Source organism: Dyadobacter sp. HNCC25DJ187, assembly GCF_056895255.1.
The window spans coordinates 1696981-1722812 of record NZ_JBXHAT010000002.1 but is presented as its reverse complement, the minus strand read 5'-3'; the positions used below and the strand labels follow the sequence as shown (position 1 = coordinate 1722812).

The following is a 25832-nucleotide window of genomic DNA, read 5'->3' as shown; positions in this document are numbered from 1 at the left end:
AGTAGTGGGTTTGGTATATAATTGATATATATTTTGTAAATAAAAACTTAGGCCATATATTGTTCTGTAATATATTAATATATACTTATTCAAATTTTGTATTGTATGAATTTCTCATTCTCCGACTATCAAACGGAAAATTTCTTTGACGAGATGTTTACCCCGGACGGAGGAATCCGGCCAGGCTATGAGCATTTGAAAGCTAAATTTGAAAATCTCACACACGAAGATCTTACCAACCGCCAGTTAGCTACTGAGCGAGCATTGCTTTCAATGGGAATTACTTTTAATGTATATTCAGAAGGAGAGGGTACTGAGCGTATTATGCCGATCGATATCATTCCCAGGGTGTTGCCCAATGCTGAATGGGAATGGCTGGAAAAAGGACTGAAGCAGCGTATCAAGGCGTTGAATATGTTTATCGACGATGTTTACAATGATCAGAATATTCTGAATGATGGAGTTGTTCCACGCGACCTGATCGAGTCAAGTAAGTGTTTTCTGAAACCTTGTATCGGATTAAAGCCTCCAAAAGGTATCTGGTGCCATATTACCGGTACGGATCTTATTAAAGGAGATGACGGTACGTTTATGGTACTCGAAGATAACCTTCGTTGCCCTTCAGGTGTGTCTTATATGCTGGAAAACCGGGAGCTGTCGAAACAAATATTTCCCGATGTGCTGGCTCGTACGGGAGTAAGGCCGGTCTCTGATTATCCGACCAGGTTGTTGCAAATGCTGCAGAATCTGGCAGACAGGCCCAATCCAACAATTGCAGTATTAACTCCGGGAATCTACAACTCGGCCTATTTTGAGCACTCTTATCTGGCCCAACAGATGGGTGTGGAGCTTGTAGATACACGTGATCTGGTTGTTTCTGACGGTTATGTGAAAATGAGAACCACAAGCGGACTGCAAATTGTAGATGTCATTTACCGTAGAATGGATGACGTATTTTTGGATCCGGAAGCATTCAATCCTGATTCTTTACTCGGGATTCCGGGTATTTTTGAAGTGTATAAAAAAGGGCGTGTAGCTCTTGCCAACGCGCCTGGCACGGGTGTTGCAGATGATAAAGTCGTGTATGCCTACGTTCCTCGTATCATAGAATATTATTTGGGAGAGGAAGCTATCATACCTAATGTTCGCACATACATATGTGGTGAGAAGGAGGATTTCGACTATGTGATGGAACATATTGATCAGCTAGTAGTGAAAGAAGCCAACGAAGCAGGAGGATATGGCATGCTGATTGGACCAAAGGCAACCAGTGAAGAGCATGAGTTGTTCAGAGAAAAGATCAGGAATAACCCTAGGAATTATATAGCTCAACCAACCATTTCCTTATCAAGAGTACCTTGTATGGTGGAGGGGCATTCGGAAGGGCGACATGTTGATCTAAGGCCATATATTTTATATGGAGATGATATTAATGTGATACCAGGGGGGTTAACGCGTGTAGCATTGAGGAAGGGTTCTCTGGTTGTAAATTCGTCACAAGGAGGTGGAGGAAAGGATACGTGGGTGTTGTATTAAATAATAATTAACAGTTACTGACAAGCTGTTAATTGTCATAGGTGATTGCTACATTTTGTGGCATCTTCACCGAATTAACATTGTCGGGACTGTTTTTGTTATCAACATCTAAATTAAAACCTGAAATGCATCGTGAAATTACGCAGTGGTATAGCCCCTCATTAAACAAGGAGATGGAGGTCGCTGTCTATGGTCATTACGGATTTGCTCTATTGCTGATTCCTACTGCCGCATCTGACTTTTTGGAGTACGAACGCAATGGAATTATTGAGAGTATCAAGCCTTATATTGACTCCGGTAAGATCAAGGTTTATTGTATAAACAGCATCAACGGAGAAAGCTGGTTAAATCCTTACATGCATGGATATGACAAGGCGATACGTCATCAGCAGTATAACGATTATGTCATCAAAGAGGTGATTCCATATATTAAAGATACCAGTAGCACTACTAATATGATTATTGCGGCAGGTGCTTCTTATGGTGCCTTTCATGCTGCTAACCTGTTTTTCAAACATCCTGATCTAATACACGGTATCATAGCTATGAGCGGATGTTACGACCTCAGTGCTTATTCGGATGGCTATTATGATGATAATGTTTATTTTAATTCTCCTGTACATTACTTGGCACAGCTGAGAGCAGAATGGCATTTGTCACTGTATAGAGAAAGCCGGCATATACATTTTGTCACGGGATCCGGTGCTTATGAACGTCCGGATTATTCTCAACAAATTTCTTATATACTGTCTTCTAAAAATGTCCACCATGAATTAGATATATGGGGAAGTGATATCCCTCACGAATGGTGGGCCTGGCAGAAAATGCTTCCCTATTATATTGAAACAAGGTTTTAAAATAAAACGCACAAACGGGCTGTAGTGAGTTCGTTTGTGCGTTTCAGTATCAATCACATCTTATTTTACGCTCCTTCAAACTGTCGCAGGAATCTTACGTCGTTTTCTGTGAACAGACGTAAATCGTTGATTCCATAGCGGAGCATAGTAATACGTTCTATACCCATTCCGAAAGCAAAGCCTGTGTATTCCTGGCTGTCGATACCACAGTTTTCTAAAACATTCGGATCCACCATTCCTGATCCTGCTATTTCTACCCAGCCTGAATGTTTACATACGTTACAACCTTTTCCTTTACATATAAAACAAGTCACATCTATTTCTGCACTGGGTTCGGTAAATGGGAAATAGGAGGGGCGAAGTCTGATTTTAGAATCCTTGCCAAACATCTCCTTTGCAAAGTGATACAGCGTATCTTTCAGATCTTTGAAACTTACGTTTTTATCAATATATAGCCCCTCAACCTGGTGAAATACACAATGCGCGCGTGCTGATATAGCTTCGTTACGGAAAACGCGGCCTGGCATGATAGAGCGGATTGGAGGCTTTTGACGCTCCATCAGTCTAACTTGTACATTTGATGTATGTGTTCTTAAAAGTACATCGTCTTTTACTTCGCCTTTACTTTTTGAAACAAAGAAAGTATCCTGCATTTCGCGGGCAGGATGATTATCTGCAAAGTTAAGTGCGCTGAAATTGTACCAGTCGGTTTCGATTTCGGGCCCATATGAAACATTGAAACCCATACGTTCAAAAATCTCAATGATTCTTCTTCGAACAATTGTAAGCGGATGTAAACTTCCCTGAATATTAGGCACAACCGGTAATGTGAGATCGATCAGCATTTCCGGCTTTTCATCTGCGCTGTTTTCCAATTGCTCATTAAACTCCTGAAAACGCTCCTGTGCACGATTCTTCAGGGTATTTAATTCCTGTCCCATAGCACGGCGATTTTCCGGTGCTACATGTTTAAGCTCATCAAACAATTCAGTAACTGCGCCTTTCTTACTGATGAAACGCATACGAAATGCTTCCAGCTGTTCCTTGTTTGCAACGGTTGTCTGATCTATCTCTGAAATGAGCTGCTTAACCTTATCGGTAATCATATTCGTAATTTTTATGAGCGAAATGAGAGAATTCTTTAATGCTCATTTCAATGTTGTATTTGCTTTTATTGCTTTGAATGAATACCTGCACTTTCAAAGTACGGCGTCAGTAAAGTGGTGCAAATATAAATAATGTTACACGGCTTAAAACGATAGATACTTCTTATAGACTTCATATTTGCAAAAAAAATGTCGATTTAGCCCATTTTCGTATATACGTAAAATTACGTGTTTATATACGGCACTCTACGCATTTTTGCTTAGTAAATTATATTAAAAATTTGATATACAGATACTTGTGAGTACGTGCGTATTATTACGTATTTACCTGAGGGCATGTATTGGTGTAAATTTGAATTATCAATACAGAACAATATAATTGTCCAACGCTATGAAAACTTTTACATCGGTTCCACTTCCCGGCATGACAGCAGGTAGCACGGCAGCCTCTTATGTTTCCGTACAGTCTATGGGAAGGACCATATTTCTGTCTCCGGATATGATCACTTTCATGGAAGGAGAAGGTAACTATACCTATATATATACCACGTCAGGAAAAAAGTATTTGGTTTCAAAAACATTGAAATCGTTAGCCATGAATTTGAATTCAGACTTTGTGAGAGTACACAAATCGTACCTTGTCAATACCAATTACGTGATCGAACGTATTGAGGAGGAAAGAGTACTGAAGATGTCCTGTGGCAAGGAAGTATCTATATCCCGCAGGAAAATGAAGGAAATTACTGATATTCTGAATCATACCAATATCAGTGCAACAGCATAATCGTTGAATGAAATTAGTGGGTTATTTAAAAGTACAGTAGCCTTCGCTTAGATCGAAGGCTACTTGTTTTTTAGATATGTTGTTGAATTGTAATTGACAGCATCAGAAAATTTTAATACCTAACGTTACCTGCCATGAAGTAATCTTTTGTTTTACAGTCCCCTTGCCATCTGCAGGTTGCCCTTCCAGCTCAAAACTTGCAAGATTGGTAAAAGATCCTTCCTTTCTTACATCCAGGCTGAAGTTACCCAGGTCAAGACCCGCTCCCAATTGATATCCGAATGCTGCCTCAGACATGGCATCCCCTAAGTTTGATGTATATTGTCTGAAAGCATCACGAAGGCGCTGGTTGTCTCCAATGCGGAATGAAGTAACCGGGCCAGCCAGAAGCCGGAAAGGTCCGCCCTTTAAACCTATCAATAAAGGAACATCTATATTGCTGTACTTTACATTTACCGATGTAGTTATGGGTGTTGGCTGGTCGGTCCGGATAATATCGAATGTTCCTCCTTTCGTGGAAACTAATACCTCCGGCTGAATGAACAAGGTTCGTCCGAAACGTGCATATATACCTCCCACAGCACCGGTACGGGTACTGAAACTCTGTTTAAGATTATCCCTCACTTCTTTTCCGTCGTATCCCAGATAGGGGTTTCCGGTATCGTCATAACGTGTGGTAAAAACATCTCCCATCGTGAGCCTGGAAAGATTTACCCCTCCCTTTATGCCAAATGCAAAACCTTTTGTTTGTGCCTGGGCTGCAGTCATACTAATGAAGGTTAGTAAAAAGCATGAACAGACTAATTTTGTCAGGATCTTCATGGATCAGTAATTAATTTAAAATCGGATAATAACGTCAGAATGCAAAAAATTATACCCGTCACTTTTATTTTTTGACTAAACGGATTTCGAAAGACTGTTTTAGGAGATTTTTTGCACTATTTTGTTGTTCAGTAAAGACAAACAAATTAGAACTAACCCCTATGGCCAAAGCCAAAACTGCATATTTCTGTCAGGAATGTGGGTATAATTCACCCAAATGGGTGGGAAGATGTCCCTCCTGCGGAGAATGGAATACGCTTGTTCAGGAAGTAATTGAAAAGGAAGATAAGAAGACGGCAGTTAGTTGGAAATCAGTGAATCTGGCGAGCCGTCCAAAGGCCATCACTGAGATCGTATATGAAAATGAACCACGCATCGTTACCAAGGATGGTGAGCTGAACAGGGTTCTTGGAGGTGGTATCGTACAAGGTTCATTGGTGTTAATAGGCGGCGAACCAGGGATTGGGAAGTCCACTCTGATGCTGCAAATTGCTCTTACCTTGTCGGATCGGCGTGTTTTGTACGTTTCCGGGGAAGAATCCGAGCAACAGATCAAAATGAGAGCCGAGCGTATGTTATCTCAGAGTGATAAATGTTATATTCTGACGGAAACGCATACAGAGAATATTTTCAGGCAAATAGAGGAATTTAAGCCTGATGTACTGGTTATCGATTCCATCCAGACCATGCAGTCAGCCTATATTGAATCCGGAGCTGGTAGTGTTTCACAGGTGAGGGAATGTACGGCGGAGTATATGAAGTATGCCAAAGACACAGGCGTTCCTGTGTTTCTTATCGGGCATATCACAAAAGATGGATCACTTGCCGGGCCAAAAGTGTTGGAGCATATGGTAGATACGGTGCTTCAGTTCGAAGGTGACCGGCATACCACTTACCGGATTCTGCGTACCATCAAGAACCGTTTTGGTAGTACATCCGAGCTTGGAATATATGAAATGCACGGTGCCGGATTGAGAGAGGTAAGTAACCCTTCTGAAATTCTGATTTCACAACGTGATGAACCTGTAAGTGGTATAGCCATAGGTTCCATGATGGAAGGAAACAGACCGTTGATGATTGAAATTCAATCTCTGGTGAGTGTGGCTACTTATGGGACGCCCCAAAGAAGCAGTACCGGATTTGATGCGAAGCGTTTACAGATGTTGCTGGCAGTATTAGAAAAGCGTGGCGGATTCAGATTGGGCGTTCAGGACGTTTTCCTGAATGTGGCAGGCGGATTGAGAGTAGAAGATCCAGCCATTGATCTTGCGGTTATTGCTTCTCTGGTATCATCCTATGAAGATAAATTTATTCCTGCCTCGGTCTGTTTCGCAGCAGAAGTTGGGCTTGGTGGAGAAGTAAGGGCTGTGAACCGGATAGAAAGTAGAATATCAGAAGCAGAAAAACTAGGTTTTAAAAAAATGTACATTTCCAAATACAATAGCAAAGGTCTGGAGCTTAACCGACCTCAGATGAAAGTGGTGCCCGTTGCACATCTTGATCAGCTGTTTATGGATTTGTTTCTGGGTCAATAATGCTGTTTTTTTAATCTTACCGAAAGCGAGGGCTAAAGCTGATAGAAGACAGCTTCTTCAATATTTCGCATAAAAGCTTCTTAACTTGGAAGTTACCCTGTCGTAAATCGGCTTACTAAATTCAATGAAAAGTTCTTGTGGCGGAGGTGGAGCGAGTTCTTTGCTTTTGGTCATGCGTAGCTGCCCGGAAGTAAGTGCGCGCTCGTCTCCGCTAAAACTTGCCCATTCGCACATCCAGTTGTATTCACCGTCAAACTTATCTTGAGTCACCATACGATGTGATTTAAACTCACGAATCTGCATATCTAATAAGCCTGATGAATGTACGACTTTCTTTTTATGTGTAAACTTGGCAGTGACTTTTTCATATATCGGGATTTTGATTCTACCTACCGTTTTTTCACCGATTTTGATACTGTCTTCTCCTTTAAATGTCTCTGTATTTTTTTCAATTATAGTCTGTCCCACAACAAAGTCGTCGAATTGCAATGTAATGACGTGGTCCGGCTGCAGGCGAATGTGCGTGGCGTCCTCCGGTGTGTAGAAACGTACAAATTTGTTCAATTGAGGGCCTGTCTGTAGAAATTTGTCAATTGCATTCTGAAAATACTCGTTACTAAGTTTATACGTTCTGGATGTAACCAGCACCTGCTCTACTACCACTTTGAATGAAGCGACGTGGTAGGCCTGTTTCAGTCTTTCCTCTACCTCACGGAATCCCGGGATGAGCAAATCTACTTTTTCGAAATACTGATAGGCAGTTCTGGCTTTCATTCTGTCACCTTCTGCCAACAACAGTTCTGCTTCTTCATATCTGGTTGCTGCTGCGGTTTTTCTTACTCTATCTTCCTCTTTTTGAAAGTTGCGCGGCGTTACTAACATGATGCAACCGGAGCAGCTACTTATAACACGGTACAGCGCATTAAGACTTTCGTAAGACCTAAGCTCATCTTCATACCTGAAAGGATTAGCGGATGATTGCGCAAGATTGATTTGTTTGAGGTGCTGTTCGATTGCGGCCGGATAGGCAACTTTTAGGATTTCTGCTGAGGAAGTATGGCCGGGATTACTGCTTAGTTTTTCAGTACTTCTAAATACTGAATCGTCGTAGTTGTCTTTTTTTAGTGATTTCTTGGCAGAGCCACAGCTGGTAAGAAATACTGTAGCTGAAAGGAGGATGGATAGGGTCAGGAGGTATTTCATTATTCTTGGTAAAATCGAATACCAAATTTCAGAAAAAATCACCTCATTTTAGAATGCTTAACCAAATATGCCGTCAGGATAGGATCAAATCCCTGAGCAATATCGGCATCGATAAAATCAATCTTATATTGTCCGCATTTCAGCTTCAGTTTTCGATAAAACTCGCTCACATATTGGCGATAACTGTCACGTACCTGGTCAGGTTGTACCTTGACTTTTTCTCCTGATTCCAGATCAATAAACTCATACGGGCGGTTTTCAAAATCGAAGGTTTCCTCCGTCTTTTTATCCGTTACATGAAATAACAATACTTCGTGAAGATTGTGCCGTAAGTGCTGAAGTGCTGAGAAGATGTGCTCCGATTCCTCAGGATTATCAAACATGTCGCTAAATATCACGACTAATGAGCGTTTATGAATCTTTTCTGCGATCTGATGTAACACCTCCGCTACCGAAGTTTTTTGCAAGGGTTTGGTTGTCTGAAGCAGATTGTTTAGTTCGAGCATGATTTTGTGTACATGCGACGGTGTTGATTTAACCTGTGTCTGAACTTCTATCTGATCAGAGAATGTACAAAGGCTCACAGCATCCTTTTGTCTTTGTAGCAGATAAGTAATACTTGCTGCCGCCATTGCGCTAAACGTTATCTTGCCAAAATCCGGCTGCGGGTAGTACATCGATGATGAAGTATCAATCAGGATATGACAGCGAAGATTGGTTTCTTCTTCATAACGCTTGGTATACAGGCGATCCGATTTGGCAAAAACTTTCCAATCGATATGGCGGGTCGATTCTCCTGTATTGTAAAGCTGATGCTCTGCAAATTCAACGGAAAATCCATGGAAAGGAGACTTATGAAGTCCGGTGATAAATCCTTCAACAAGCTGTTTGGCCAGAAACTCAATGTTTCCGAATTCCCTGACTTTGGAGATGTCAAGTTCGCGGGGATTTATCATATATAAAGGTAAAAGAGTTCTAGTCTTTCTTATTCATTGAAATGATCTTTCCTGACTTCGGATCAATTTCTTCATTTTGATCCAATAAAACCATTCCCTCCATGCCTACCACCCTGACAGAAACATTCGCAATTCCCTGGCTGACAATTTCGAGCTGTTTTGCAGCTTCTTTGCTGATATCTACGAGCCGATGTTTTGAGTAAGGTCCCCGGTCGTTAACGCGTACTATGACTTTCTTATCATTGTCAAGATTCGTTACTTCAAGCATTGTGTTGAAAGGGTAGGTCCTGTGTGCAGCAGACAATTCAGTGCTTTTATGAACCTCTCCAAAGGAAGTTTTTTTGCCATGAAAACGGGTGGAGTAGTAGGAAGCTCTGCCTTTTTCAGTCTTACCCAGAGAAACCTGTGAAAATGCGTCAGGCTGCCAGGCAAATGCTAAAAGTATGATAATCAGGATCCGATGATAACTCATATTTGAGGGTTTAGATGAAACATCAATAAGGTTTTGCGGCCTTACTTTCTATTTTGATTTCCTCTTAAAAAATCGAAATAATATCACAGATTTTTCAAAAGTAATAGATAAAACGGAGAATATCACAATTTTAGCATATACGAGTGTTGAAGATAGTCGGAATTCGCAGTGTCAAAAAGCGATAACGGTACTAATATATTTCGGTTGTTTTGTTCGCAGCAATAAACTTTCTATTTTAGCGTTTGAAAACCTATTTAAAACTAAAAATAGTGGAAGACAGAGAGCAAATCTACTCCAAAAGGGTCAGAGCGGGAAAACGGACTTATTTTTTTGATGTTCGCTCTACGCGATCCAATGATTATTATCTAACGATCACTGAGAGTCGTCGTCATCCTCAGGGTGAAGGCTTCACTTACGAGAAACACAAGATGTTCTTGTACAAAGAGGACTTCGATAAGTTTGCAGAAGCGTTGAAAGAGGCAGTTGACCACGTAAAAACGGAGTTGATGCCCGAAGTTGACTTTTCTCAATTCGAAGCCAAAGCTGAAGAAGTTGACGTAATCGGAGAATCAGATCTCAAGTGGGATTAAAAATTTACTTTTCTTGAAAGAAGCCTTCGGAATCTATTGCGAAGGCTTTTGGTTTTTCTCTTCACTAAATAGTAATTTTGTACAAATTATTATTTGGCTGTCGGGCAGTGCATCTATAAAATAGTGCAAATTCCTGTCCGCTTTAACTGCATATCTTTTATAAAATGAGTCTTCAATGTGGGATTGTTGGATTGCCTAACGTAGGTAAATCCACATTATTTAATGCTATTTCTACCGGTAAAGCCGAAGCAGCCAATTATCCTTTTTGTACAATCGAGCCTAATGTCGGCGTAGTAACTGTTCCAGATGAGCGGATTGATATTCTGATCGGTTTGGTAAATCCGCAAAAAACGATTCCAACCATTATGGAATTCGTTGATATTGCCGGTCTGGTAAAAGGTGCCAGTCAGGGAGCAGGGCTTGGTAATAAATTTCTAGCCAATATCCGTGAAGTGGATGCGATCGTACACGTTGTTCGTTGCTTTCAGGACGAAAACGTAGTACATGTAGAAGGGCGTGTTGATCCTGTTTTTGATAAGGAAATCATCGATATCGAACTTCAGTTGAAGGACCTGGAATCGGTTGAGAAAAAAATACAGAAAACGGAAAAGGGAGCCAGAGCCGGAGATGCGAAAGCAAAAGTGGAATTGGAATGGCTTAAAAAATACAAGGAAGTGCTGGAGTCCGGCAAGAATGCAAGAAGCCTGGAAATTGATCCTGAGTTAAAGGAATCTGTGATCGGAGATCTGCAATTGCTTACAGTTAAGCCTGTATTATACGTTGCCAATGTGGATGAAGAGTCGATGCTTACCGGTAATGAGTATTCGGAGAAGCTGAGAGAAGCTGTAAAAGAAGAAGGGGCTGAAGTAATTGTACTTTGCGCCGCAATCGAATCTCAGATTTCTGAGATCGAAGATCCCGAAGAACATGAAATGTTCCTGGGAGAGTATGGCTTAAAGGAGTCAGGTTTGAGTAAACTGATCAAAGAATCTTATAAGCTCTTAAATCTGATAACTTATTTCACTGCCGGAGTTAAAGAGGTAAGAGCATGGACGATCGTGAAAGGCTGGAAAGCACCACAGGCAGCTGGTGTGATTCACAGTGATTTTGAAAAAGGATTCATTCGTGCTGAGGTGATCAAAGTAGCGGATTACGAAAAGTATAAAACGGAAGCAGCTGTAAAAGAAGTAGGTAAAATGGCTGTGGAAGGAAAAGAATACGTTGTGCAGGATGGCGACATCATGCACTTTAGATTTAATGTTTAGAAACGATCAATTCCTTATGTAATAAAAAACGAGGCCTCCTGGACCTCGTTTTTTATTACATAATTATTGTAGTAGCATTAATGTACAGAGATGCTTACCATATCAATTAGTTTTTAATCATTCTTCTGACGGTAGTATTTCCATCAAAATCGGTCATTCTTACAATATATAATCCTGCAGGAAGATTCTTTACATTTAGCTCAGTAGGTAAACTCAACAAATTACTGTTCTTATAAGTTAATACTGATTTCCCTGATAAATCGTTAAATTCCACCCGTTCCATTTTGGCTATATCCTTCGTCGCTATAGAAACCTCTGTATAAGCTGGATTAGGGAATAATGTTATACGCTCTAATGACTCCATATGAATGCTGCGTATACTGCTGTAGGCGAAGGTATTATCACGGTCTATCATTTTAAGTCTATATAAATTAGTACCATTCTCAGGTGTGTTATCTGAATAAGAGTAAGTTATGACTTGAGTGCTTTCTCCGTTTGCAGCAAGCGTAGCTACTTTAGCCCAGTTCTTTTTACTTGTTCTGCGCTCAATTTCAAAAAGCTCACTGTTTGTTTCGGATGTTGTACTCCAGCTCAGCAGGACGGATTTATTCTCCTGGTTTTTAACATTAAATCGGACAAGGGTTACTGGAAGAGCTGTCTCCACATTCGAAATGTTGTTATTATTCAACGAAATCTTTCCTCCGGTAGAAAGTGCTCTGCCCGACACAGAAGCTCCAGATGCGAGAGATATTGCACCGGCATTAATTAGTGTTCCCTTGAATTCTACTCCAGCCGCCAGATTAAATGCCCCGTTTACCTGCCAATAAACATTTTTGAGAGATGCGCCTCCTGTAAATGTTATGTTGGTGGGGCTGTTTACTGATAGCGCTCCATCCACTTTTATAATAAATACGGAATTAGGATCATCATTACCATCAAAAATTATATTTCCACTTAAAGCTGTTGCTGTGGTACTGCAATAAACGCCTGGTAGAAAAGTATTGGTTACGCTCACGGGAGAGGTTATGGTAGTTGCACATGTATTGGCACTTATAAGCTCATTATATGCTGCAGCTACATCAAGTGCTGTAAGAATACCCTCATCATCCCCAAAGTGTGTGGTACCTGTGACCGTTACGGCATTCCCTGTCACAGCGCCTGCTCCATTACCGACATTGCCTGTGATATTTGTGGTGCCTATATTTGAAAACTCACCAACCGATGTGAAAATGGCATATTGAGACGCTCTGTTTAATGTTGGAGCTGTTTGAGAAAGCGCTTCTTGTGAATAAAAATAGCCGCAAACTAGTGCTATTGCTGTGAGTATAATGGTTTTCATGTGCCTGCTGTTTGTAAAATGTGAAGTAATTGCAATAGCACAAAGATGGAATTTTTACTACTGTTAATATTACGTATTATATAGAAATAGTTGTAATGTTCACACATTTTACGACTATATTATTTTAGCTCACAATCAAATATTTTCAAGATTGTTAATCCTTTTGCCCTTAAGCTGTTTGTAAAAAGACGGAGTAAGGCCGGTAACCCTTTTAAATTGATTGGACAAATAGGCTACACTGCTGTAGTGAAGTTTGTGAGCGATTTCGGTGAGATTTAGTTCGTCGTATAGTATTAATTCCTTAACGCGCTCAATTTTGTGGATAATTATGAATTGCTGTATCGTTATACCTTTTACTTCGGAAAAAATATTAGCTAAGTAAGTATAATCATATCCTAATTTTTCACTGATATAATCGGAAGGGTTGGTTTTTGGTAACTCATCCGAATAATGGATCATTTCTATGATCACATTCTTTATTCTTTCAATCAGAATGCTCTTTTTGTTATCCAAGAGTTCCAGCCCTGATTTTGCCAGATTGACCCTCAGTTTTTCCAGCTGCTCAGCTGCGATAGCTTTATGTACTTCTACGATTCCCAGATCGAGGGTGCTATAGGCAATTCCCAGCTTACGCAATTCTTCTTTGACCACCATTTTGCACCGCAAGCTGACCATGTACTTTATGTAAATCTTCATCCACAGGTTGAGTTTTTAATTATTTGCATTCTGTTTTTTATTGAGAGGAATTTACTAACGAAGGATAAAATGCATTTTACAATCAGAGACGCTACCTCCTCCGATTCCATTCCACAGTCCTGTACCCAATTAAAAGATCAGATCTGCCTGCTTGCGGACGGTAATACACAAGGATATCATAATCATTTTCTGTTACTCCGTAGTTCCCTTCTATATATGCTTCGTCCGGTTTTTCTTTCCCTATCACCCTTGTATAATCATAGTTGATCACACCTTGTTTTAAAAATATTTCGGCTTCATAAGCATTTAGAACCGGGTTATAAGTCATTTTGTTGCGATCATTGAGTTGCCATAAATTGAATGCTCCATTGACATAATACGAAGCAGATGGATCTTCCTGAGTTCTTAAAGTAAAGATGACCGGTGAGTAATCAGCTTCCACGCTTCCTCTTCCCGATTCACGCTGGTCCACGATGTATTGTCCGTTCAGATCTTCGAGTTGCAGGTAACCATTGTCGGAGCGGGACTTGTCGGGGAATAGGGTTAGTCGGGTATATTCTCCGGATCTATCCAGTTCTTCGATTCCAAAGCCACGGGCAGACAAGGTACGGCTATCGAAATAACGAAATTCGTTGCCGCCCGGGAATGTATTCTCCAAGTCAAAAAAGGTATATTCAAGTAGATGGTCAAACGGTCTGACATTGGTAGGTTTGAATCCGGTGCGTATCTGATCCCATCTGAAATTCTTTCTGATCACTACTTTGAGATCCGTTTGGGGCGCATTGAGTGGATAACCTTTGTAGTCAATTTTGAAATCAATTTGCTGATCTGAGAACTGCTGACTAATTCCCTGGGAAAACCGGGCTTCGGCGCCGATGCTAACTTTTGGCTCATAGATCATAAATCGTCGAGAAAGAACTGGCTTGCGGTCATTGTCGCTATAGACTACCAATACGTAGTTCCCAGACAGTTTCAATCTTGGTACATCGAACCGATAATGGAAATAGGGGACTTTTGTACTGAATGATTGCTCATATTTGATGATAGGATACTCATTGTACTCATAAGTATATTCGATTTCATTCAGTACAGATTTGCTCCAGTCTGCATTGCAATGGAAAATCTTAACCCTGTATCCTGCAAAAGAAGCCGTCAGATCATCAAACTCTAGAACAAGTGGCATAGCACTTTGAAGAGGCAATACGGGTGGGCTGATTAGCCGACGTGGATTTTCCTGATCGTTAATGCCGGGATAAAGTAAGACTGTGGCTATGTTATCGTTATAGATATAGTCTTCCAGCTTGATATCGGAAGTCTGACTTTGAGCTGATAAACAGCATATTATCAGTATAAGGGATAAGATGTATCGCATAAATAGATTTTATAAAATAACGTTATCTTGAATGATAATCGTGTAAGAAACGAATTAATGGCTTTTTGAGAGAAATAACTATTTTTGTTTAAAACATTGTAATGATGACAGCGCAACCACAGAAAATATATTCAGAGGAAGAATACCTTGAAATGGAGCGTGAAGCCGATTATAAAAGTGAATATTACCGGGGAGAAATATTTGCTATGGCGGGTGCAGGCTTCAACCACAACAGGATTACGGAGAATTTATCTGTAGAAGTGGGAATTTTTTTAAAAGGGAAACCCTGCAGAGGTTATTCCAGTGATCTACGTATTTATATACCGGAGAATGGCCTTTACACGTATCCTGATTTCCTGATTATCTGCGGTAAAAATGAATTTCGGGATGAAAGAAAGGATACCTTGTTAAATCCGTCAGTCATTATTGAAGTGTTGTCACCAAGCACGTCCGGATATGATCGGGGTGAGAAGTTTCATCTCTATCGCAGTATACCTTCTTTGCAGGAATATGCCATTGTGGATTCTTTATCAATAGGAGCGGAGGTTTGGAGGAAAAATCAGGAGGGTATCTGGTTTTTATCTTCGGAGGCTTATAATATTGAGAGATCTATCGAAATTTTCAGCGTGGATGTTTCTTTAAAGCTGACTGATATCTATGCCGGGACGGAGGATTTGATTTAGTAATTCGAGCGATACAGAAAAAGGAAGCATTGCTACCTCCTTTTCTGATCAAAATAATTATAGTTAGCTATCCTGCCAGTTCTTCAATTTGTAGCATTGCAGTTTCCCAGTCATCATTGGCTTTATCAAGCTTTTGTTTGATTTCAGCATAGGAACGGTTGAGATCAGCCAGTGCTTTGGCATCATTATAGATTGCCGGCTCTGCAAGTTTTACTTCGGTTTCTGATTTCGCTACTTCCAGCTTACTGATCGCCTCTTCCATTTCCTCCACCAATTTCTTTGCCTTTTTTAACTTTTGAGTATCCTCGTTTGAGAATGATTTATTAGCAGTTTTAGCTGGAGCCGGTGCAGGCTGATTCTTTGCTTTCTGCGGCGGCGCACTGCTTACAACAGCTTTGTCACTTACAGCAGATTGCAATCCGCGCTCTTCAACCCATACCTCATATTCCTGGTAAGTGCCAGGATATTCCTTAATCTGGTGATCTTCGATATACCAGATTTTGTTTGCTATGTTTTCAACGAAATACCTGTCGTGGGATACAACAATATAGCTTCCTTCATACTGCTGCAACGCCTGTATCAGAATATTAACAGATTGCATGTCCAAGTGGTTGGTAGGCTCATCGAGCAGCAGGAAATTAGCCTGTGAAAGCAATACCTTGGCAAGGGCTACACGGGATTTTTCACCTCCGGAAAGCACCTTGATCTTTTTGAATACGTCATCACCTGTAAACAGGAAACACCCCAGCACTGTTCTTAGCTCAGTTTCAGTCTTATTCGGATTGGCGTACTTGAGCTCTTCAATCAGGTTGTGATTGATGTTCAAGGATTCCAGCTGGTGCTGTGCGTAGAAGGTGAACATGACGTTGTGGCCCAATCTTCTTTTTCCTTCAATAGGTTCGTCTCCGGCTACGACACGCAGCACTGTTGATTTTCCGCGTCCGTTAGCTCCGATCAAGGCAATTTTATCGCCGCGTTCCATGCTGATATTGGTCGCGTCCAAAATCACTTTTTCACCATAAGCCTTGGAGGCTTCTTCCAATTGAAATACATGGCGCCCGGGTTGGGTCGTAAACTGGAAGCGGAAATGTACTTTGGCATTTTCGTCAACGACGGCATCCACAACATCCATTCTGTCAAGTGCTTTTACACGACTTTGTACCTGGCGGGATTTAGTTGCTTTTGCCTTAAAGCGCTCAATGAAGCGTTCCGTCTGGCGTATCTTAGCCTGCTGGTTTTCATAAGCACCTCTCTGAATCTCATTACGCTCGTCTTTTTCTTCCAGATAAAAAGAATAGTTTCCGGCATAGTAATTGAGTTTTCCACCTGAAACTTCAACAGTTGTATCAATTGTATTATCAAGAAATTGCCTGTCGTGACTTACCACGATCACAGCACCTTCATAGCTTTGCACATATTTCTCCACCCACTGAATAGACGGTAAGTCCAAGTGGTTGGTGGGCTCATCGAGCATCAGTAACGACGGCTTTTGCAAAAGCAATTTGGCCAGCATTACACGCATTCTCCATCCCCCGGAAAATAATCTCAGCGGTCTTTGGAGATCGCCCGTCACGAAGCCAAGACCTTCCAGAATGGCTTCTGCCTTTGACTGAACTGTATAGCCATCCAAAGCTTCGAACTCGTCCTGAACCCGTGCCAGTTTGTCTATAAGCTCATCTTTGTAATTATGCTCCATTTCATGCAGGATCTTGTCGATCTGAACCTGTAGCTCGTTTTGCCGTTCGAAGGCCTGCATAGCCACGGAAAGGATAGATTCGTCACTTTGGTATGAGAGCAGATCCTGGTTAAGAAATCCGATGGTACAATCCCCAGACTTTGATATATGGCCGCCATCCGGCTGAAACTCCCCGTTGATCATCCTGAGTAGGGTAGACTTTCCGGTTCCATTCAGACCAATGAGTCCGATCTTTTGTTTTGGCTTAATATGAAGAGACGCACCGTCGTACAAAGCACGGTCGCCCAAAAAATAACTGAGGTTAGTAATCGCGATCATGCCGCAAAGGTACGGGGAAAGAAGGAGATAGAAAAAAGGTAGTTGTTGGAATAGTTATAAAATGAAAGTGCGAGCCGGAATTGCAATATTATTATTGTAAATTTGTTTGCGTCTACAAGTGGTAGATTTATCTGATATATACTGCCTGTAGATCTGGATAATAATGTAATATTTATCTGTTAAAAATAAATACTTGTGTGATATGTATACAGCCATAAAAGGGATATTCGAGAATGGAGAGGTTAGTTGGAAGAGCCAGCCCCTACAACAGGAAAAGCCAAAGTAGTGGTTATGTTTTTATCAGATGATGACGTTGATAAGCCGAAAGTGGGTGTTAGGATAGGTAGTCTTGCTAACAAGGGATATAGTATTCCTGATGATTTTAACGAACCGTTGAATGATCTTAGAGATTATATGTAACTGTCAATCTCATGAAGTATTTAATCGATACGCAGATCTTAATTTGGGCTATTGCAGATCCTCGTAGATTAGCTTTAAATGCCTTATTGATTTTTAGAGAAAAATGAAATTTATGTTAGCCAGATTTCACTGTTTGAGATAGCTATAAAGCAAAAGATCAATAAGATTCCTGAGTTAAACATTCCTGTAGCAGATATTATACGGAGAATGAAAGATGATAATTTTAGTATCCTGTTACTTAAAGATGTACATATCGCAAAGTATGACGAGGTACCATTACTTCCTCACCACAGAGATCCGTTTGACAGACTCATTATCGCAACGGCTTTCCATGAACGAATGGCACTTATTTCTGCAGATGAAAAATTTAAAGCTTATAAGGAAATAATTAACCTTGTAGAGAACAACTAATATTCCTTTCTATTGAACAATCTATTTCCCATATTCCTAAAACTCGAAAACTTACATACCCTTATTGTGGGTGGCGGTTATGTCGGGCTGGAGAAAATTACAGCCGTTTTAAACAATTCTCCTGAGGCGAAGGTTACCCTGGTTGCTCCTGAAATCCGGGCGGAGATCAGAGATGTAGCCAGAACAAATTCCCGAATAGTCTTGATTGAAAGAAAATTTGAAGAGACGGATCTGGAAGAAAAGGATCTGACGATTGTCGCTACCAATGATAAGGCCGAAAACGAAAGAATCAAAACACTTGCGTCAACCCGGCATCTGCTTTGTAACGTCGCAGATACGCCTCCGCTTTGTGACTTTTATCTTTCTTCTGTTGTGCAAAAGGGAAATCTGAAAGTGGCTATATCAACAAACGGAATGTCCCCGACTATGGCTAAGCGGTTAAAAGAAGTGCTGAATGAAGCGTTACCAGAAAATCTGGAAGTAGCCATGGAGCAGCTTAAAGCAGTTCGTGATATGTTGAAGGGAGATTTTGCCTACAAAGTGGATGAGCTTAATAGGATCACCTCTGTGCTGGTTGATAAGAAAAGCTAAACTGGAATAAATGCAAATGACGTATTTATTTGACTTCTAGTTGCGGCCCAAAGAACTAGCAGAACCTCAGATAAAACTCCTTCGTCTAGGTTTAGCAAGAACTCAAATCACTCCGAATTCCCGCAAAGCCAGCGGGAAATTTCTCCCTTCGTGTCCTGATCGACTTAGTTTTATAAGCGCGAAACGCTGCAACGTATTCATATTAATCCAGTCTTTTAAGGAAATAGGCTGACATTCCCATTCTTTTGCTTTTTGCTGAATCTCTTGGGGCACTTCGCTGATGTTATTCCAGTTGTCGTCTACAGATGCCAGTGTGCTGGCTTCATAACCGAAATAGATCTTTACCAGTTTTTTCACGGAATCACGATATGCCTGTATTTCTTGCATATAAAAGCAGGGCATATTGGCTAGCATTTCTTTATCAGACAGGCTGAATTTCGCCCATTCATGCAATTTGAGCTTTATACCGCAGCTATCCAGTTTGTAGCGGACGATCATCGGCACACATTTAAGTGTACTTACAAAGTCGCTCTCAAACCTGAAAAAAAATGTAGTAACCGGATGAATCGTCATGCGTTGATGGTTTCGGATAAAATGATTTCTTCAAATTCAACTTTTGGGGCTTCGCACGTCGGGCAGATATAGGTGTCGGGCAGATCCGAAAACAAAACACCTGCAGGCACATTTTGCAACAGATCACCGAATGAATCATCATATATAGTGAAGCAATGTGGACACTGATGTGCAGTTTGAGCCATAACCGGCGGTTTTGCAATTTCTTCGGTTTCATTTCTGATGTTTTCGGCACTGTCGCGGAATCGCTTATTGCTAAACTTTCGACATAGGCGCTCTACCTGTCCTGCCAGATGGATTTTATACAATCCCTTCTCAAAAAGTATATGATGGCGGCTGTTGGGATTGAAATTCTCGGTGTAGTAAAGATCGTAGACACTCCATAAAGAAAGTTGCCCAATTTGCAAAAGCGGCCTTTTTCTGATCAGTACAGATCCGAACACTTCGGATTTGGGACGTGTCTGTATACCGAAACAGAGGCCAAATGTGCGGGTGTCATTCTTTTCAATGTAACGGATCAGGTCTTTTTTAAGCTGTGTGCCTTCTATCGTGTTGTCCTCAGTCTGCCAGGCAAGCTCGTTCGCTGCATGGCGAACATTGATATTGTGCTTCCCCAGAATATTGCTCCATTCGCCTCTATACTGATCTTCAATACCTTTTATGACAAGCGATTTCCAAGGTGTAGTGCAGATCTCGCCAATTCTGGTTTTCATGCAAAGGCTGCATACGTCCAGCAGAAAGGCAACAGAAAATTGTTCATCCCGGCGGTAAAGGCCAAGCCACGTACGCGATTCATAACGGTTGAAGCCTTCGTAATAAGGTAGTGAAAAGGCAGGCAGTTCAAGTTCCTGGGTAACAGGCAAAGCGATATAATTCAATTGCTCTTTGATGCGATTGAATAGCTCCGGTAAATCTGTCACATGCTCGTCCAGGAGTTGATCTTCGATTTGTTTTGCAACCTTTCCAATCTCGTTGGTATAAATGAGTTCATCCCATTTATATAATACATTGCTTTGTTTTGGTCTAACATACAGATACCAAAAGTGAGGTTCGGGTGAGGAAATAAAATTCAGATTCCCTGTAAAAAAGGGAGTAAAGCTCTGATTAGAGTCCGATATATTCACTTTAAGTGCAGGCGTATGCTCAAAGCTATCAAAGGCTGTATGATATTCATTGGCATCCAGCCATTGTCCGGTTCTGAAAACACCCTCTCCGCAATAAGAGCTGATGATATTGGGGTGTTTGTCAGGATTGATGTTATGTAAGATATCCAGTGCTTTGAGATCCCGTTCCAGGAATTTCATTTGCTCGTAATGGACAGTCATCAGTAATTGCTGACGCGATCCGAATCGCACATCACGAACATCCGCTTTCCAGGCTGCTGAAAGAATTTCTTTCAGTACTCCGGGTGAAGCGATTCCTCCAGGTAAGTTGATCTTTACATTATAATAGTCTCTCATAGCTACTGTCTAAACAAGAACGCCTTCGTTCATTTTTTCTAAAATAGACCTCACTTCCGGTCTGCATGACCCACAACCTGTTCCGGCACCTGTTTTTTGACATAGCTGCTGAAAATCGGTACATCCTTCTTTAATTGCATTTTCCAGGTTTCCCTTGCCGACGTTGTTGCACGAGCAAACAAGTTTCCCTTCTAACGGATCCGCTTTCTGACTTGCACGGAGTAGTTGCAGGCGCTTCTCCGAAAGCTCGATGCCATTTGCAATGAGGTCTCTGAATTCCAGGAATTCATTTTTATCTCCAATCAATATACAGCCGACCAGGCGATCACGGTGCACAATACATTTTTTGTAATACCGCTTAGACTTATCTATAAACGTAATTTCTTCATAACTGCTGTCATTTGCAGGAACTTCAGTAAGTCCTACACTGCAAAGGTGCAATCCTTCCATTTTGAGGATATTCATGGATGTGCTCCCTCTGTAAGGTTGGGAAATATCACCCGCGATAAATTGTGCGGCGACTTCGGCCTGCTGCTCAGCTCCGAGTGTAATTCCCCACATTTGTCCGCGCCATTCAGCAATTTCACCTGCTGCAAAGATGTCCGGATCCGATGTTTGCATATAATCATTAACTACTATTCCGCGTTTAGAGCTAATGCCTGCAGCTGTCGCGAGTTCAATAGTAGGGACTGTACCAATAGCCATTACAACTACCTGACAGTCTATTTTTCTACCTGATTTTAACCTGATGCCGTCTACTTTATCAGATCCTGAGAAAATAGACACTTCATCGTTGAAATAGATTTCCACACCACGTTCTTTCAGATCCTGATATAGAAGTTCAGAGGCCAGCGGATCCAGCTGACGCTCCATCAATCTTCCACTTCTTTGAATTACAGTTACACGCACATCCATTTCGCGGAAAGAGGCAGCCAGTTCCAGTCCCAGGATACCTCCACCTACGATCACTGCATGAGGAGAGGGCTGTTTCAGAAACGGAAGCAGTGAATCGGCATCCAGGCGTGATCGCATGTTGAATATACCAGGAAGTTTGGGGACTCCTTTTGGCATAAATGCACGGCTTCCCATTCCCAATATCAGTCTGTCGTATGTATGCTCATTACCATGATCGTCAATAACCAGTTTATTCTGACGGTCGACGCGTACAATACCAGTTCCTTTATGAACGTGGATGTTATTGGCAGCAAATTGATCTTCTCTTAGTTTGACAAGCTGTTCCCATGACTGCGCTCCGCTGATGTAGTCCGGAAGCAGTACCCGGTTGTAAAATGGATATATCTCTTTTGAAAATACATGAATCTCGTCTTCCTGATTAAGGTTTCTGTAAGCATTGATAAAGCCTAAACCTGCCGATCCTGCCCCTATAATGATAATTTTTTCAACTGGTTTGTGATACAGACTCACTTCTACAGCCGAAAACTTGAAATCAGGTTCTTTTGATTTGGGATCGACAAGGGTATTGGTAAGATTATTCGCTCGTCCGAGGTTACTGCCCAGTATCTTTCCCCAATGCATCGGCAAAAAACATAGTCCGGCTTTTACATCTTCTGTGATCTGTGCTTTTACGCGAACTTCACCACGTCGGCTGGTTATTACTACCAGTTGTCCTTCCTGAATGTTTCTGGCTGAGGCATCCTGTGGATGTATATGTAAAAATGGCTGAGGCGTGTGTTGATTGAGCTTTGCGACACGTCCGGTTTTCGTCATGGTATGCCACTGATCCCGGATGCGTCCCGTTGTGAGTACGAGCGGGAAATCCTGATCTGTAGCTTCAGAAGTATTTTCGTCGTTTACAGCGAAAATCTGTGCTTTTTTATTAGGCGTGTAAAACTGATGATCCGTGAACAGTCTTTTTGTACCTACGGTTTCAGATAGCGCGCGTTGTCTGTCCTCCGAAGCTTTGCCTGGGGCTGAGGAATGGAAGTTTATCTCGCTGTGATCCTCTGTATGTTCTACGTTCCGATGGCCCGGTGCCCCAAGCTCCAGACCCTTTGCGCTGAACGGCCATTGTATGCTCCGTGTTGCTTTCAGTAAATCATAGTTGACACCTGTTACATCAATAGTAGTTCCGGCCGTTATTTTTGCATATTCATCATATACCTGCGAAGCATTTTCATATTTAAAAGAATCACCAAAGCCCATTTTTTCAGCAAATCGCCAGATGATTTCCGCATCCGGCAAAGCTTCTCCCGGCGCGTCCAGAGCTTTGGGTAAATGGGTGATTCTCCTTTCCGCGTTGGTCATTGTTCCTTCCTTTTCCAGCCATGCAGCAGCCGGCAATACGACATCAGCGAACGCGACGGTATCTGCACGGTTGGAAATATCCTGAACAACTACAAATTTTGCATTCTGAAGCGCTTTTTCAGCCATATTTACATCCGGCATACTTACCAATGGATTGGTATTGATAATCCAGATTGCCTTCAGTTTCCCATTGGCCAGCGCGTCGAACATTTCGGTAGCAGTAAGTCCTGGTTTGTCTGCAATTTTTACCGGACTGTTCCAGAATTCCTCCATTTCCCGTCTGTGTTCAGGGTTTACCACCTCACGATGTGCGGGTAAAATATTTGCCAATCCCCCCGTTTCCCGTCCTCCCATAGCATTAGGCTGGCCTGTGAGCGAGAATGGGCCATTACCGGGTTTGCCAATTTTTCCGGTAATGAGGTGTAGATTGATCAGCGATAAATTTTTATTTACGCCAATTACCGACTGGTTGAGTCCCATTGTCCAAAGGGAGAGAAAACCTTTTGCTTTCCCGATCCAGGTTGCCGCTGTTATGATGTCAGCTGCACTAACACCACAGATTTCAGCCGCTTCCTGAATGGATCTTTCAAAAGCCTTTTCTCTGAATGCGGTGAAACCATCTGTATGATCGATAATAAAGTCATCATTGATCATGCCCTCTTCGATCAGAAGTCTTCCGATTGCATTGTTCAGGACAATGTCTGTCCCAGGATTGATCGCCAGATGCAGATCAGATGAACGTGCCGAGTCGGTGCGACGTGGATCAACACAAATCAGTTTAACATTGGGATTTTTTGCTTTATGCGCTTCTATTCGTCTCCATAGGATAGGATGGCACCACGCCGGATTGGCACCCGTGATAAAGAATACATCGGCCTCTTCAATATCATCGTAGCATACCGGCACGCTGTCTTCACCCAGTGCAAGTTTGTATCCCACTACCGCCGAACTCATACATAGCCGGGAATTGGTGTCAATATTATTGGACCCGATAAATCCTTTAATCAACTTATTAACCAGGTAATATTCTTCCGTAAGGCACTGACCAGATACATAAAAAGCAACAGAATCCGGTCCGAATTTCTTAATAAATGTTTTAAAAACGGCTGCTGTTCTCTCCAATGCATCGTCCCAGTTTACCCTTTGCATGGGCATCGACCGGTTCATGCGCATTTGTGGGTATAAAAGTCTGTCCGACTGATCCATTACGGTATAATGCAGGTTCATGCCTTTAGAGCAAAGCTTGCCCTGGTTCGACGGGTGATCCTGATCTCCTTCCAGGCGTAGTTGTCCGTTTGTTTCCTGATGAACCACAACACCGCAACCTACGCCACAATAGCAGCAGGTTGATTTAAACGAATTGGCGGTTGGTTTCATGATGATGAATTTTGGATGTACTGTATGTTTTTAGTCAGCTATTGACAAGACTCTGCTTAGTCTGACAGCTTACTTGGTTAATCAGGCCTCTGCCGTCTCCAGCGCGCCTACTTCGGTCACAGGATCGGTACTTTTGTCGAAATTGATGAGTGCCACAATAGCCGCTACACATGCAATGGCGACGCCAATGTATACGAATGCCTGAGAATAAGTAATAGAGCTTGATTTGAATAGGAAACCTGCCAATACTGCGCCCACATTCCCGCCAGCACCTACAATCCCACTTACAGAGCCAATGGCTTTTTGGTTGATAAACGGTACAATGGCGTAAGTAGCTCCATTCGCCATTTTGAGGAACATGGCGAAAATCAGCATAGTTATGACCGCTACAGTAATACTTCCGCTTTGAGCGAAAAGTGCAATGCCTATTCCTTCCAGGGCAAGCAATGCTGCGAGTAAGCGTCCTTTACCCACCATTCCGAATCTGCGTCCTACTTTGTCTGCAACAATTCCACCTACCGCTCTGGCAAATAAGTTCATGAATCCGAATGTTCCTGCAAGTATACCTGCTACTGCGAGGCTGGCGTTAAAATTCTCATAAAAGTAGAGTGCCGCTATATTGTCAAAAGTTATTTCTATTCCGAAACATGCTCCGTAAGCAAGGAACAATGCCCAGGTGCGCGGATCTTTTGCTGCGATAGCAAGTGAGCCTTTGGTCTTGGTAGCTTTCGGATTGATGAATGTCAGTTCTTCGAAATTTCCGGCAGGTGTGTCTTTTGTGTAGCGATAATAAAGTACAGCAAAAACCAGCAGCATTACCCCTGGGATCACCATCGCCATACGCCATGCCGACTCAGGCAAATAACCTGCACCTATAAATCCGGCAAAAATCATAGGCATTACCATGTTGGTGACGCCGCCGCCAAGGTTTCCCCATCCGCCAGCCACCGCGTTGGCTGTACCGACGATTTTTTTATCAAACATGACTGAGGTATGATATTGGGTGATCACAAATGATGCTCCAATAACCCCGATCGCAAGACGAAATAAAAGGAATCCTTCATAAGTATGCACCAGCCCGACGCACATGACAGGAATAGCACAAATTCCCATCAGGGCTGAATAGGTTTTACGCGGACCCCATGAATCGCATAGTTTACCAATCGCGATACGGGCTACAACCGTAGCTGCCACTGAAGCAATAATGATGTTTCCGATCTGCTCTTTGCTTAGCCCAAGATCGGTTTTGATTACCGTCATGAGTGGTGCAAGTCCGAACCATCCAAAAAAGCAGAGGAAAAAAGCCATCCAGGTGAGATGGAAGGTGCGCATTTGCACGCCCTTGAAACTAAAAATGTTTAATTTTTCAAGTGGTTTATTGGTAGTTTCCATGCGTTTGATAATTAAAAATTCGTGTAAGTGTTTGTAAGGATTATGTCACACTGAGCGGAGTCGAGGTATTTTAACTTGCTTGTCTTCCTTCGACTCCGCTCAGGATGAAAGCT

General features: G+C 41.9%; 23 protein-coding genes. 10 read left to right on the top strand and 13 right to left on the bottom strand.

Annotated features, from left to right (window positions below; all coding sequences use genetic code 11):
* Nucleotides 1-105 precede the first annotated feature (105 nt).
* On the top strand, nucleotides 106-1536 hold the full coding sequence (locus AC1XUE_RS18065) for a circularly permuted type 2 ATP-grasp protein (protein ID WP_483357389.1): 1431 nt from the start codon (nucleotides 106-108) through the stop codon (nucleotides 1534-1536).
* A gap of 125 nt (nucleotides 1537-1661) precedes the next feature.
* Nucleotides 1662-2393, top strand: a complete 732-nt coding sequence (locus AC1XUE_RS18060) for an esterase family protein (protein ID WP_483357388.1) — start codon at nucleotides 1662-1664, stop codon at nucleotides 2391-2393.
* A 65-nt stretch (nucleotides 2394-2458) separates the two neighbouring features.
* Here AC1XUE_RS18060 and pheS read toward each other — a convergent pair whose 3' ends face one another.
* A complete protein-coding gene (gene pheS, locus AC1XUE_RS18055; protein WP_483357387.1) occupies nucleotides 2459-3499 on the bottom strand; it encodes a phenylalanine--tRNA ligase subunit alpha in 1041 nt (346 codons plus the stop codon).
* Between the two features lie 391 nt (nucleotides 3500-3890).
* On the opposite strand from pheS, the gene AC1XUE_RS18050 reads away from it, so the two are divergent.
* On the top strand, nucleotides 3891-4283 hold the full coding sequence (locus AC1XUE_RS18050) for a LytR/AlgR family response regulator transcription factor (RefSeq protein ID WP_483357386.1): 393 nt from the start codon (nucleotides 3891-3893) through the stop codon (nucleotides 4281-4283).
* 102 nt (nucleotides 4284-4385) lie between these two features.
* Here the strand turns inward: AC1XUE_RS18050 and AC1XUE_RS18045 are convergent, their stop codons facing one another.
* Nucleotides 4386-5105 carry a porin family protein gene (locus AC1XUE_RS18045; protein WP_483357385.1) on the bottom strand — a complete coding sequence of 240 codons (720 nt, stop codon included), beginning with the start codon at nucleotides 5103-5105 and terminating at the stop codon, nucleotides 4386-4388.
* A gap of 161 nt (nucleotides 5106-5266) precedes the next feature.
* Here AC1XUE_RS18045 and radA point away from each other — a divergent pair, with 161 nt between their 5' ends.
* On the top strand, nucleotides 5267-6640 hold the full coding sequence (gene radA / locus AC1XUE_RS18040) for a DNA repair protein RadA (RefSeq protein ID WP_483357384.1): 1374 nt from the start codon (nucleotides 5267-5269) through the stop codon (nucleotides 6638-6640).
* Between the two features lie 57 nt (nucleotides 6641-6697).
* Here the strand turns inward: radA and AC1XUE_RS18035 are convergent, their stop codons facing one another.
* From AC1XUE_RS18035 to AC1XUE_RS18025, 3 genes are read right to left on the bottom strand one after another with little or no spacing between them, the layout of a single operon-like run.
* Complete coding sequence (locus AC1XUE_RS18035; RefSeq protein ID WP_483357383.1) at nucleotides 6698-7843, bottom strand: hypothetical protein; 1146 nt, start codon at nucleotides 7841-7843, stop codon at nucleotides 6698-6700.
* Between the two features lie 38 nt (nucleotides 7844-7881).
* The gene (locus AC1XUE_RS18030) at nucleotides 7882-8799 is read right to left on the bottom strand and encodes a DUF58 domain-containing protein (protein ID WP_483357382.1); all 918 of its coding nucleotides are present in this window, start codon (nucleotides 8797-8799) and stop codon (nucleotides 7882-7884) included.
* 19 nt (nucleotides 8800-8818) lie between these two features.
* A complete protein-coding gene (locus AC1XUE_RS18025; protein WP_483357381.1) occupies nucleotides 8819-9271 on the bottom strand; it encodes a septal ring lytic transglycosylase RlpA family protein in 453 nt (150 codons plus the stop codon).
* Between the two features lie 242 nt (nucleotides 9272-9513).
* On the opposite strand from AC1XUE_RS18025, the gene AC1XUE_RS18020 reads away from it, so the two are divergent.
* Both AC1XUE_RS18020 and ychF read left to right on the top strand, forming a co-directional pair.
* Nucleotides 9514-9861 carry a DUF3276 family protein gene (locus tag AC1XUE_RS18020; protein WP_483357380.1) on the top strand — a complete coding sequence of 116 codons (348 nt, stop codon included), beginning with the start codon at nucleotides 9514-9516 and terminating at the stop codon, nucleotides 9859-9861.
* Nucleotides 9862-10025: 164 nt separating this feature from the next.
* Nucleotides 10026-11126, top strand: a complete 1101-nt coding sequence (gene ychF, locus AC1XUE_RS18015; protein WP_483357379.1) for a redox-regulated ATPase YchF — start codon at nucleotides 10026-10028, stop codon at nucleotides 11124-11126.
* Nucleotides 11127-11232: 106 nt separating this feature from the next.
* Here ychF and AC1XUE_RS18010 read toward each other — a convergent pair whose 3' ends face one another.
* From AC1XUE_RS18010 to AC1XUE_RS18000, 3 genes are all read right to left on the bottom strand, one after another.
* On the bottom strand, nucleotides 11233-12465 hold the full coding sequence (locus AC1XUE_RS18010; RefSeq protein WP_483357378.1) for an ice-binding family protein: 1233 nt from the start codon (nucleotides 12463-12465) through the stop codon (nucleotides 11233-11235).
* A gap of 135 nt (nucleotides 12466-12600) precedes the next feature.
* Complete coding sequence (locus AC1XUE_RS18005; RefSeq protein WP_483357377.1) at nucleotides 12601-13161, bottom strand: helix-turn-helix domain-containing protein; 561 nt, start codon at nucleotides 13159-13161, stop codon at nucleotides 12601-12603.
* 91 nt (nucleotides 13162-13252) lie between these two features.
* Nucleotides 13253-14533: a type IX secretion system plug protein gene (locus tag AC1XUE_RS18000; RefSeq protein ID WP_483357376.1), complete on the bottom strand. Its 1281-nt coding sequence runs from the start codon at nucleotides 14531-14533 to the stop codon at nucleotides 13253-13255.
* A 101-nt stretch (nucleotides 14534-14634) separates the two neighbouring features.
* On the opposite strand from AC1XUE_RS18000, the gene AC1XUE_RS17995 reads away from it, so the two are divergent.
* Nucleotides 14635-15216 carry a Uma2 family endonuclease gene (locus tag AC1XUE_RS17995; protein ID WP_483357375.1) on the top strand — a complete coding sequence of 194 codons (582 nt, stop codon included), beginning with the start codon at nucleotides 14635-14637 and terminating at the stop codon, nucleotides 15214-15216.
* A gap of 67 nt (nucleotides 15217-15283) precedes the next feature.
* Here the strand turns inward: AC1XUE_RS17995 and AC1XUE_RS17990 are convergent, their stop codons facing one another.
* Complete coding sequence (locus tag AC1XUE_RS17990) at nucleotides 15284-17230, bottom strand: ABC-F family ATP-binding cassette domain-containing protein (protein ID WP_483357374.1); 1947 nt, start codon at nucleotides 17228-17230, stop codon at nucleotides 15284-15286.
* A gap of 246 nt (nucleotides 17231-17476) precedes the next feature.
* Between AC1XUE_RS17990 and AC1XUE_RS17985 the strand changes: the two genes are divergently transcribed.
* The 3 genes from AC1XUE_RS17985 to AC1XUE_RS17975 all read left to right on the top strand — a co-directional run bounded on the left by AC1XUE_RS17985 (nucleotide 17477) and on the right by AC1XUE_RS17975 (nucleotide 18652).
* Nucleotides 17477-17650, top strand: a complete 174-nt coding sequence (locus AC1XUE_RS17985) for a hypothetical protein (RefSeq protein ID WP_483357373.1) — start codon at nucleotides 17477-17479, stop codon at nucleotides 17648-17650.
* 108 nt (nucleotides 17651-17758) lie between these two features.
* A complete protein-coding gene (locus AC1XUE_RS17980; RefSeq protein ID WP_483358007.1) occupies nucleotides 17759-18061 on the top strand; it encodes a type II toxin-antitoxin system VapC family toxin in 303 nt (100 codons plus the stop codon).
* Nucleotides 18062-18073: 12 nt separating this feature from the next.
* The gene (locus AC1XUE_RS17975) at nucleotides 18074-18652 is read left to right on the top strand and encodes a precorrin-2 dehydrogenase/sirohydrochlorin ferrochelatase family protein (RefSeq protein WP_483357372.1); all 579 of its coding nucleotides are present in this window, start codon (nucleotides 18074-18076) and stop codon (nucleotides 18650-18652) included.
* Nucleotides 18653-18754: 102 nt separating this feature from the next.
* Here AC1XUE_RS17975 and AC1XUE_RS17970 read toward each other — a convergent pair whose 3' ends face one another.
* The 4 genes from AC1XUE_RS17970 to AC1XUE_RS17955 form a co-directional block, all read right to left on the bottom strand.
* The gene (locus AC1XUE_RS17970; protein ID WP_483357371.1) at nucleotides 18755-19225 is read right to left on the bottom strand and encodes a nitrate reductase associated protein; all 471 of its coding nucleotides are present in this window, start codon (nucleotides 19223-19225) and stop codon (nucleotides 18755-18757) included.
* Entirely contained in the window at nucleotides 19222-20685 is a 1464-nt protein-coding gene (locus tag AC1XUE_RS17965; RefSeq protein WP_483357370.1) for a rubredoxin, read from the bottom strand. Before AC1XUE_RS17965 ends, AC1XUE_RS17970 begins: the two co-directional genes overlap by 4 nt.
* Before the next feature lie 9 nt (nucleotides 20686-20694).
* A complete protein-coding gene (locus AC1XUE_RS17960; protein ID WP_483357369.1) occupies nucleotides 20695-24327 on the bottom strand; it encodes a molybdopterin-dependent oxidoreductase in 3633 nt (1210 codons plus the stop codon).
* 81 nt (nucleotides 24328-24408) lie between these two features.
* Nucleotides 24409-25719 carry a NarK family nitrate/nitrite MFS transporter gene (locus AC1XUE_RS17955; protein ID WP_483357368.1) on the bottom strand — a complete coding sequence of 437 codons (1311 nt, stop codon included), beginning with the start codon at nucleotides 25717-25719 and terminating at the stop codon, nucleotides 24409-24411.
* Nucleotides 25720-25832 lie beyond the last annotated feature (113 nt).

Bases quoted from the DNA above. Each gene is read 5' to 3' on its own strand.
- AC1XUE_RS18065 (WP_483357389.1), top strand. From the start codon at position 106: ATGAATTTCTCATTCTCCGACTATCAAACGGAAAATTTCTTTGACGAG.
- AC1XUE_RS18060 (WP_483357388.1), top strand. From the start codon at position 1,662: ATGCATCGTGAAATTACGCAGTGGTATAGCCCCTCATTAAACAAGGAG.
- pheS (WP_483357387.1), bottom strand. From the start codon at position 3,499: ATGATTACCGATAAGGTTAAGCAGCTCATTTCAGAGATAGATCAGACA.
- AC1XUE_RS18050 (WP_483357386.1), top strand. From the start codon at position 3,891: ATGAAAACTTTTACATCGGTTCCACTTCCCGGCATGACAGCAGGTAGC.
- AC1XUE_RS18045 (WP_483357385.1), bottom strand. From the start codon at position 5,105: ATGAAGATCCTGACAAAATTAGTCTGTTCATGCTTTTTACTAACCTTC.
- radA (WP_483357384.1), top strand. From the start codon at position 5,267: ATGGCCAAAGCCAAAACTGCATATTTCTGTCAGGAATGTGGGTATAAT.
- AC1XUE_RS18035 (WP_483357383.1), bottom strand. From the start codon at position 7,843: ATGAAATACCTCCTGACCCTATCCATCCTCCTTTCAGCTACAGTATTT.
- AC1XUE_RS18030 (WP_483357382.1), bottom strand. From the start codon at position 8,799: ATGATAAATCCCCGCGAACTTGACATCTCCAAAGTCAGGGAATTCGGA.
- AC1XUE_RS18025 (WP_483357381.1), bottom strand. From the start codon at position 9,271: ATGAGTTATCATCGGATCCTGATTATCATACTTTTAGCATTTGCCTGG.
- ychF (WP_483357379.1), top strand. From the start codon at position 10,026: ATGAGTCTTCAATGTGGGATTGTTGGATTGCCTAACGTAGGTAAATCC.
- AC1XUE_RS18010 (WP_483357378.1), bottom strand. From the start codon at position 12,465: ATGAAAACCATTATACTCACAGCAATAGCACTAGTTTGCGGCTATTTT.
- AC1XUE_RS18005 (WP_483357377.1), bottom strand. From the start codon at position 13,161: ATGAAGATTTACATAAAGTACATGGTCAGCTTGCGGTGCAAAATGGTG.
- AC1XUE_RS18000 (WP_483357376.1), bottom strand. From the start codon at position 14,533: ATGCGATACATCTTATCCCTTATACTGATAATATGCTGTTTATCAGCT.
- AC1XUE_RS17995 (WP_483357375.1), top strand. From the start codon at position 14,635: ATGATGACAGCGCAACCACAGAAAATATATTCAGAGGAAGAATACCTT.
- AC1XUE_RS17990 (WP_483357374.1), bottom strand. From the start codon at position 17,230: ATGATCGCGATTACTAACCTCAGTTATTTTTTGGGCGACCGTGCTTTG.
- AC1XUE_RS17970 (WP_483357371.1), bottom strand. From the start codon at position 19,225: ATGACGATTCATCCGGTTACTACATTTTTTTTCAGGTTTGAGAGCGAC.
- AC1XUE_RS17965 (WP_483357370.1), bottom strand. From the start codon at position 20,685: ATGAGAGACTATTATAATGTAAAGATCAACTTACCTGGAGGAATCGCT.
- AC1XUE_RS17960 (WP_483357369.1), bottom strand. From the start codon at position 24,327: ATGAAACCAACCGCCAATTCGTTTAAATCAACCTGCTGCTATTGTGGC.
- AC1XUE_RS17955 (WP_483357368.1), bottom strand. From the start codon at position 25,719: ATGGAAACTACCAATAAACCACTTGAAAAATTAAACATTTTTAGTTTC.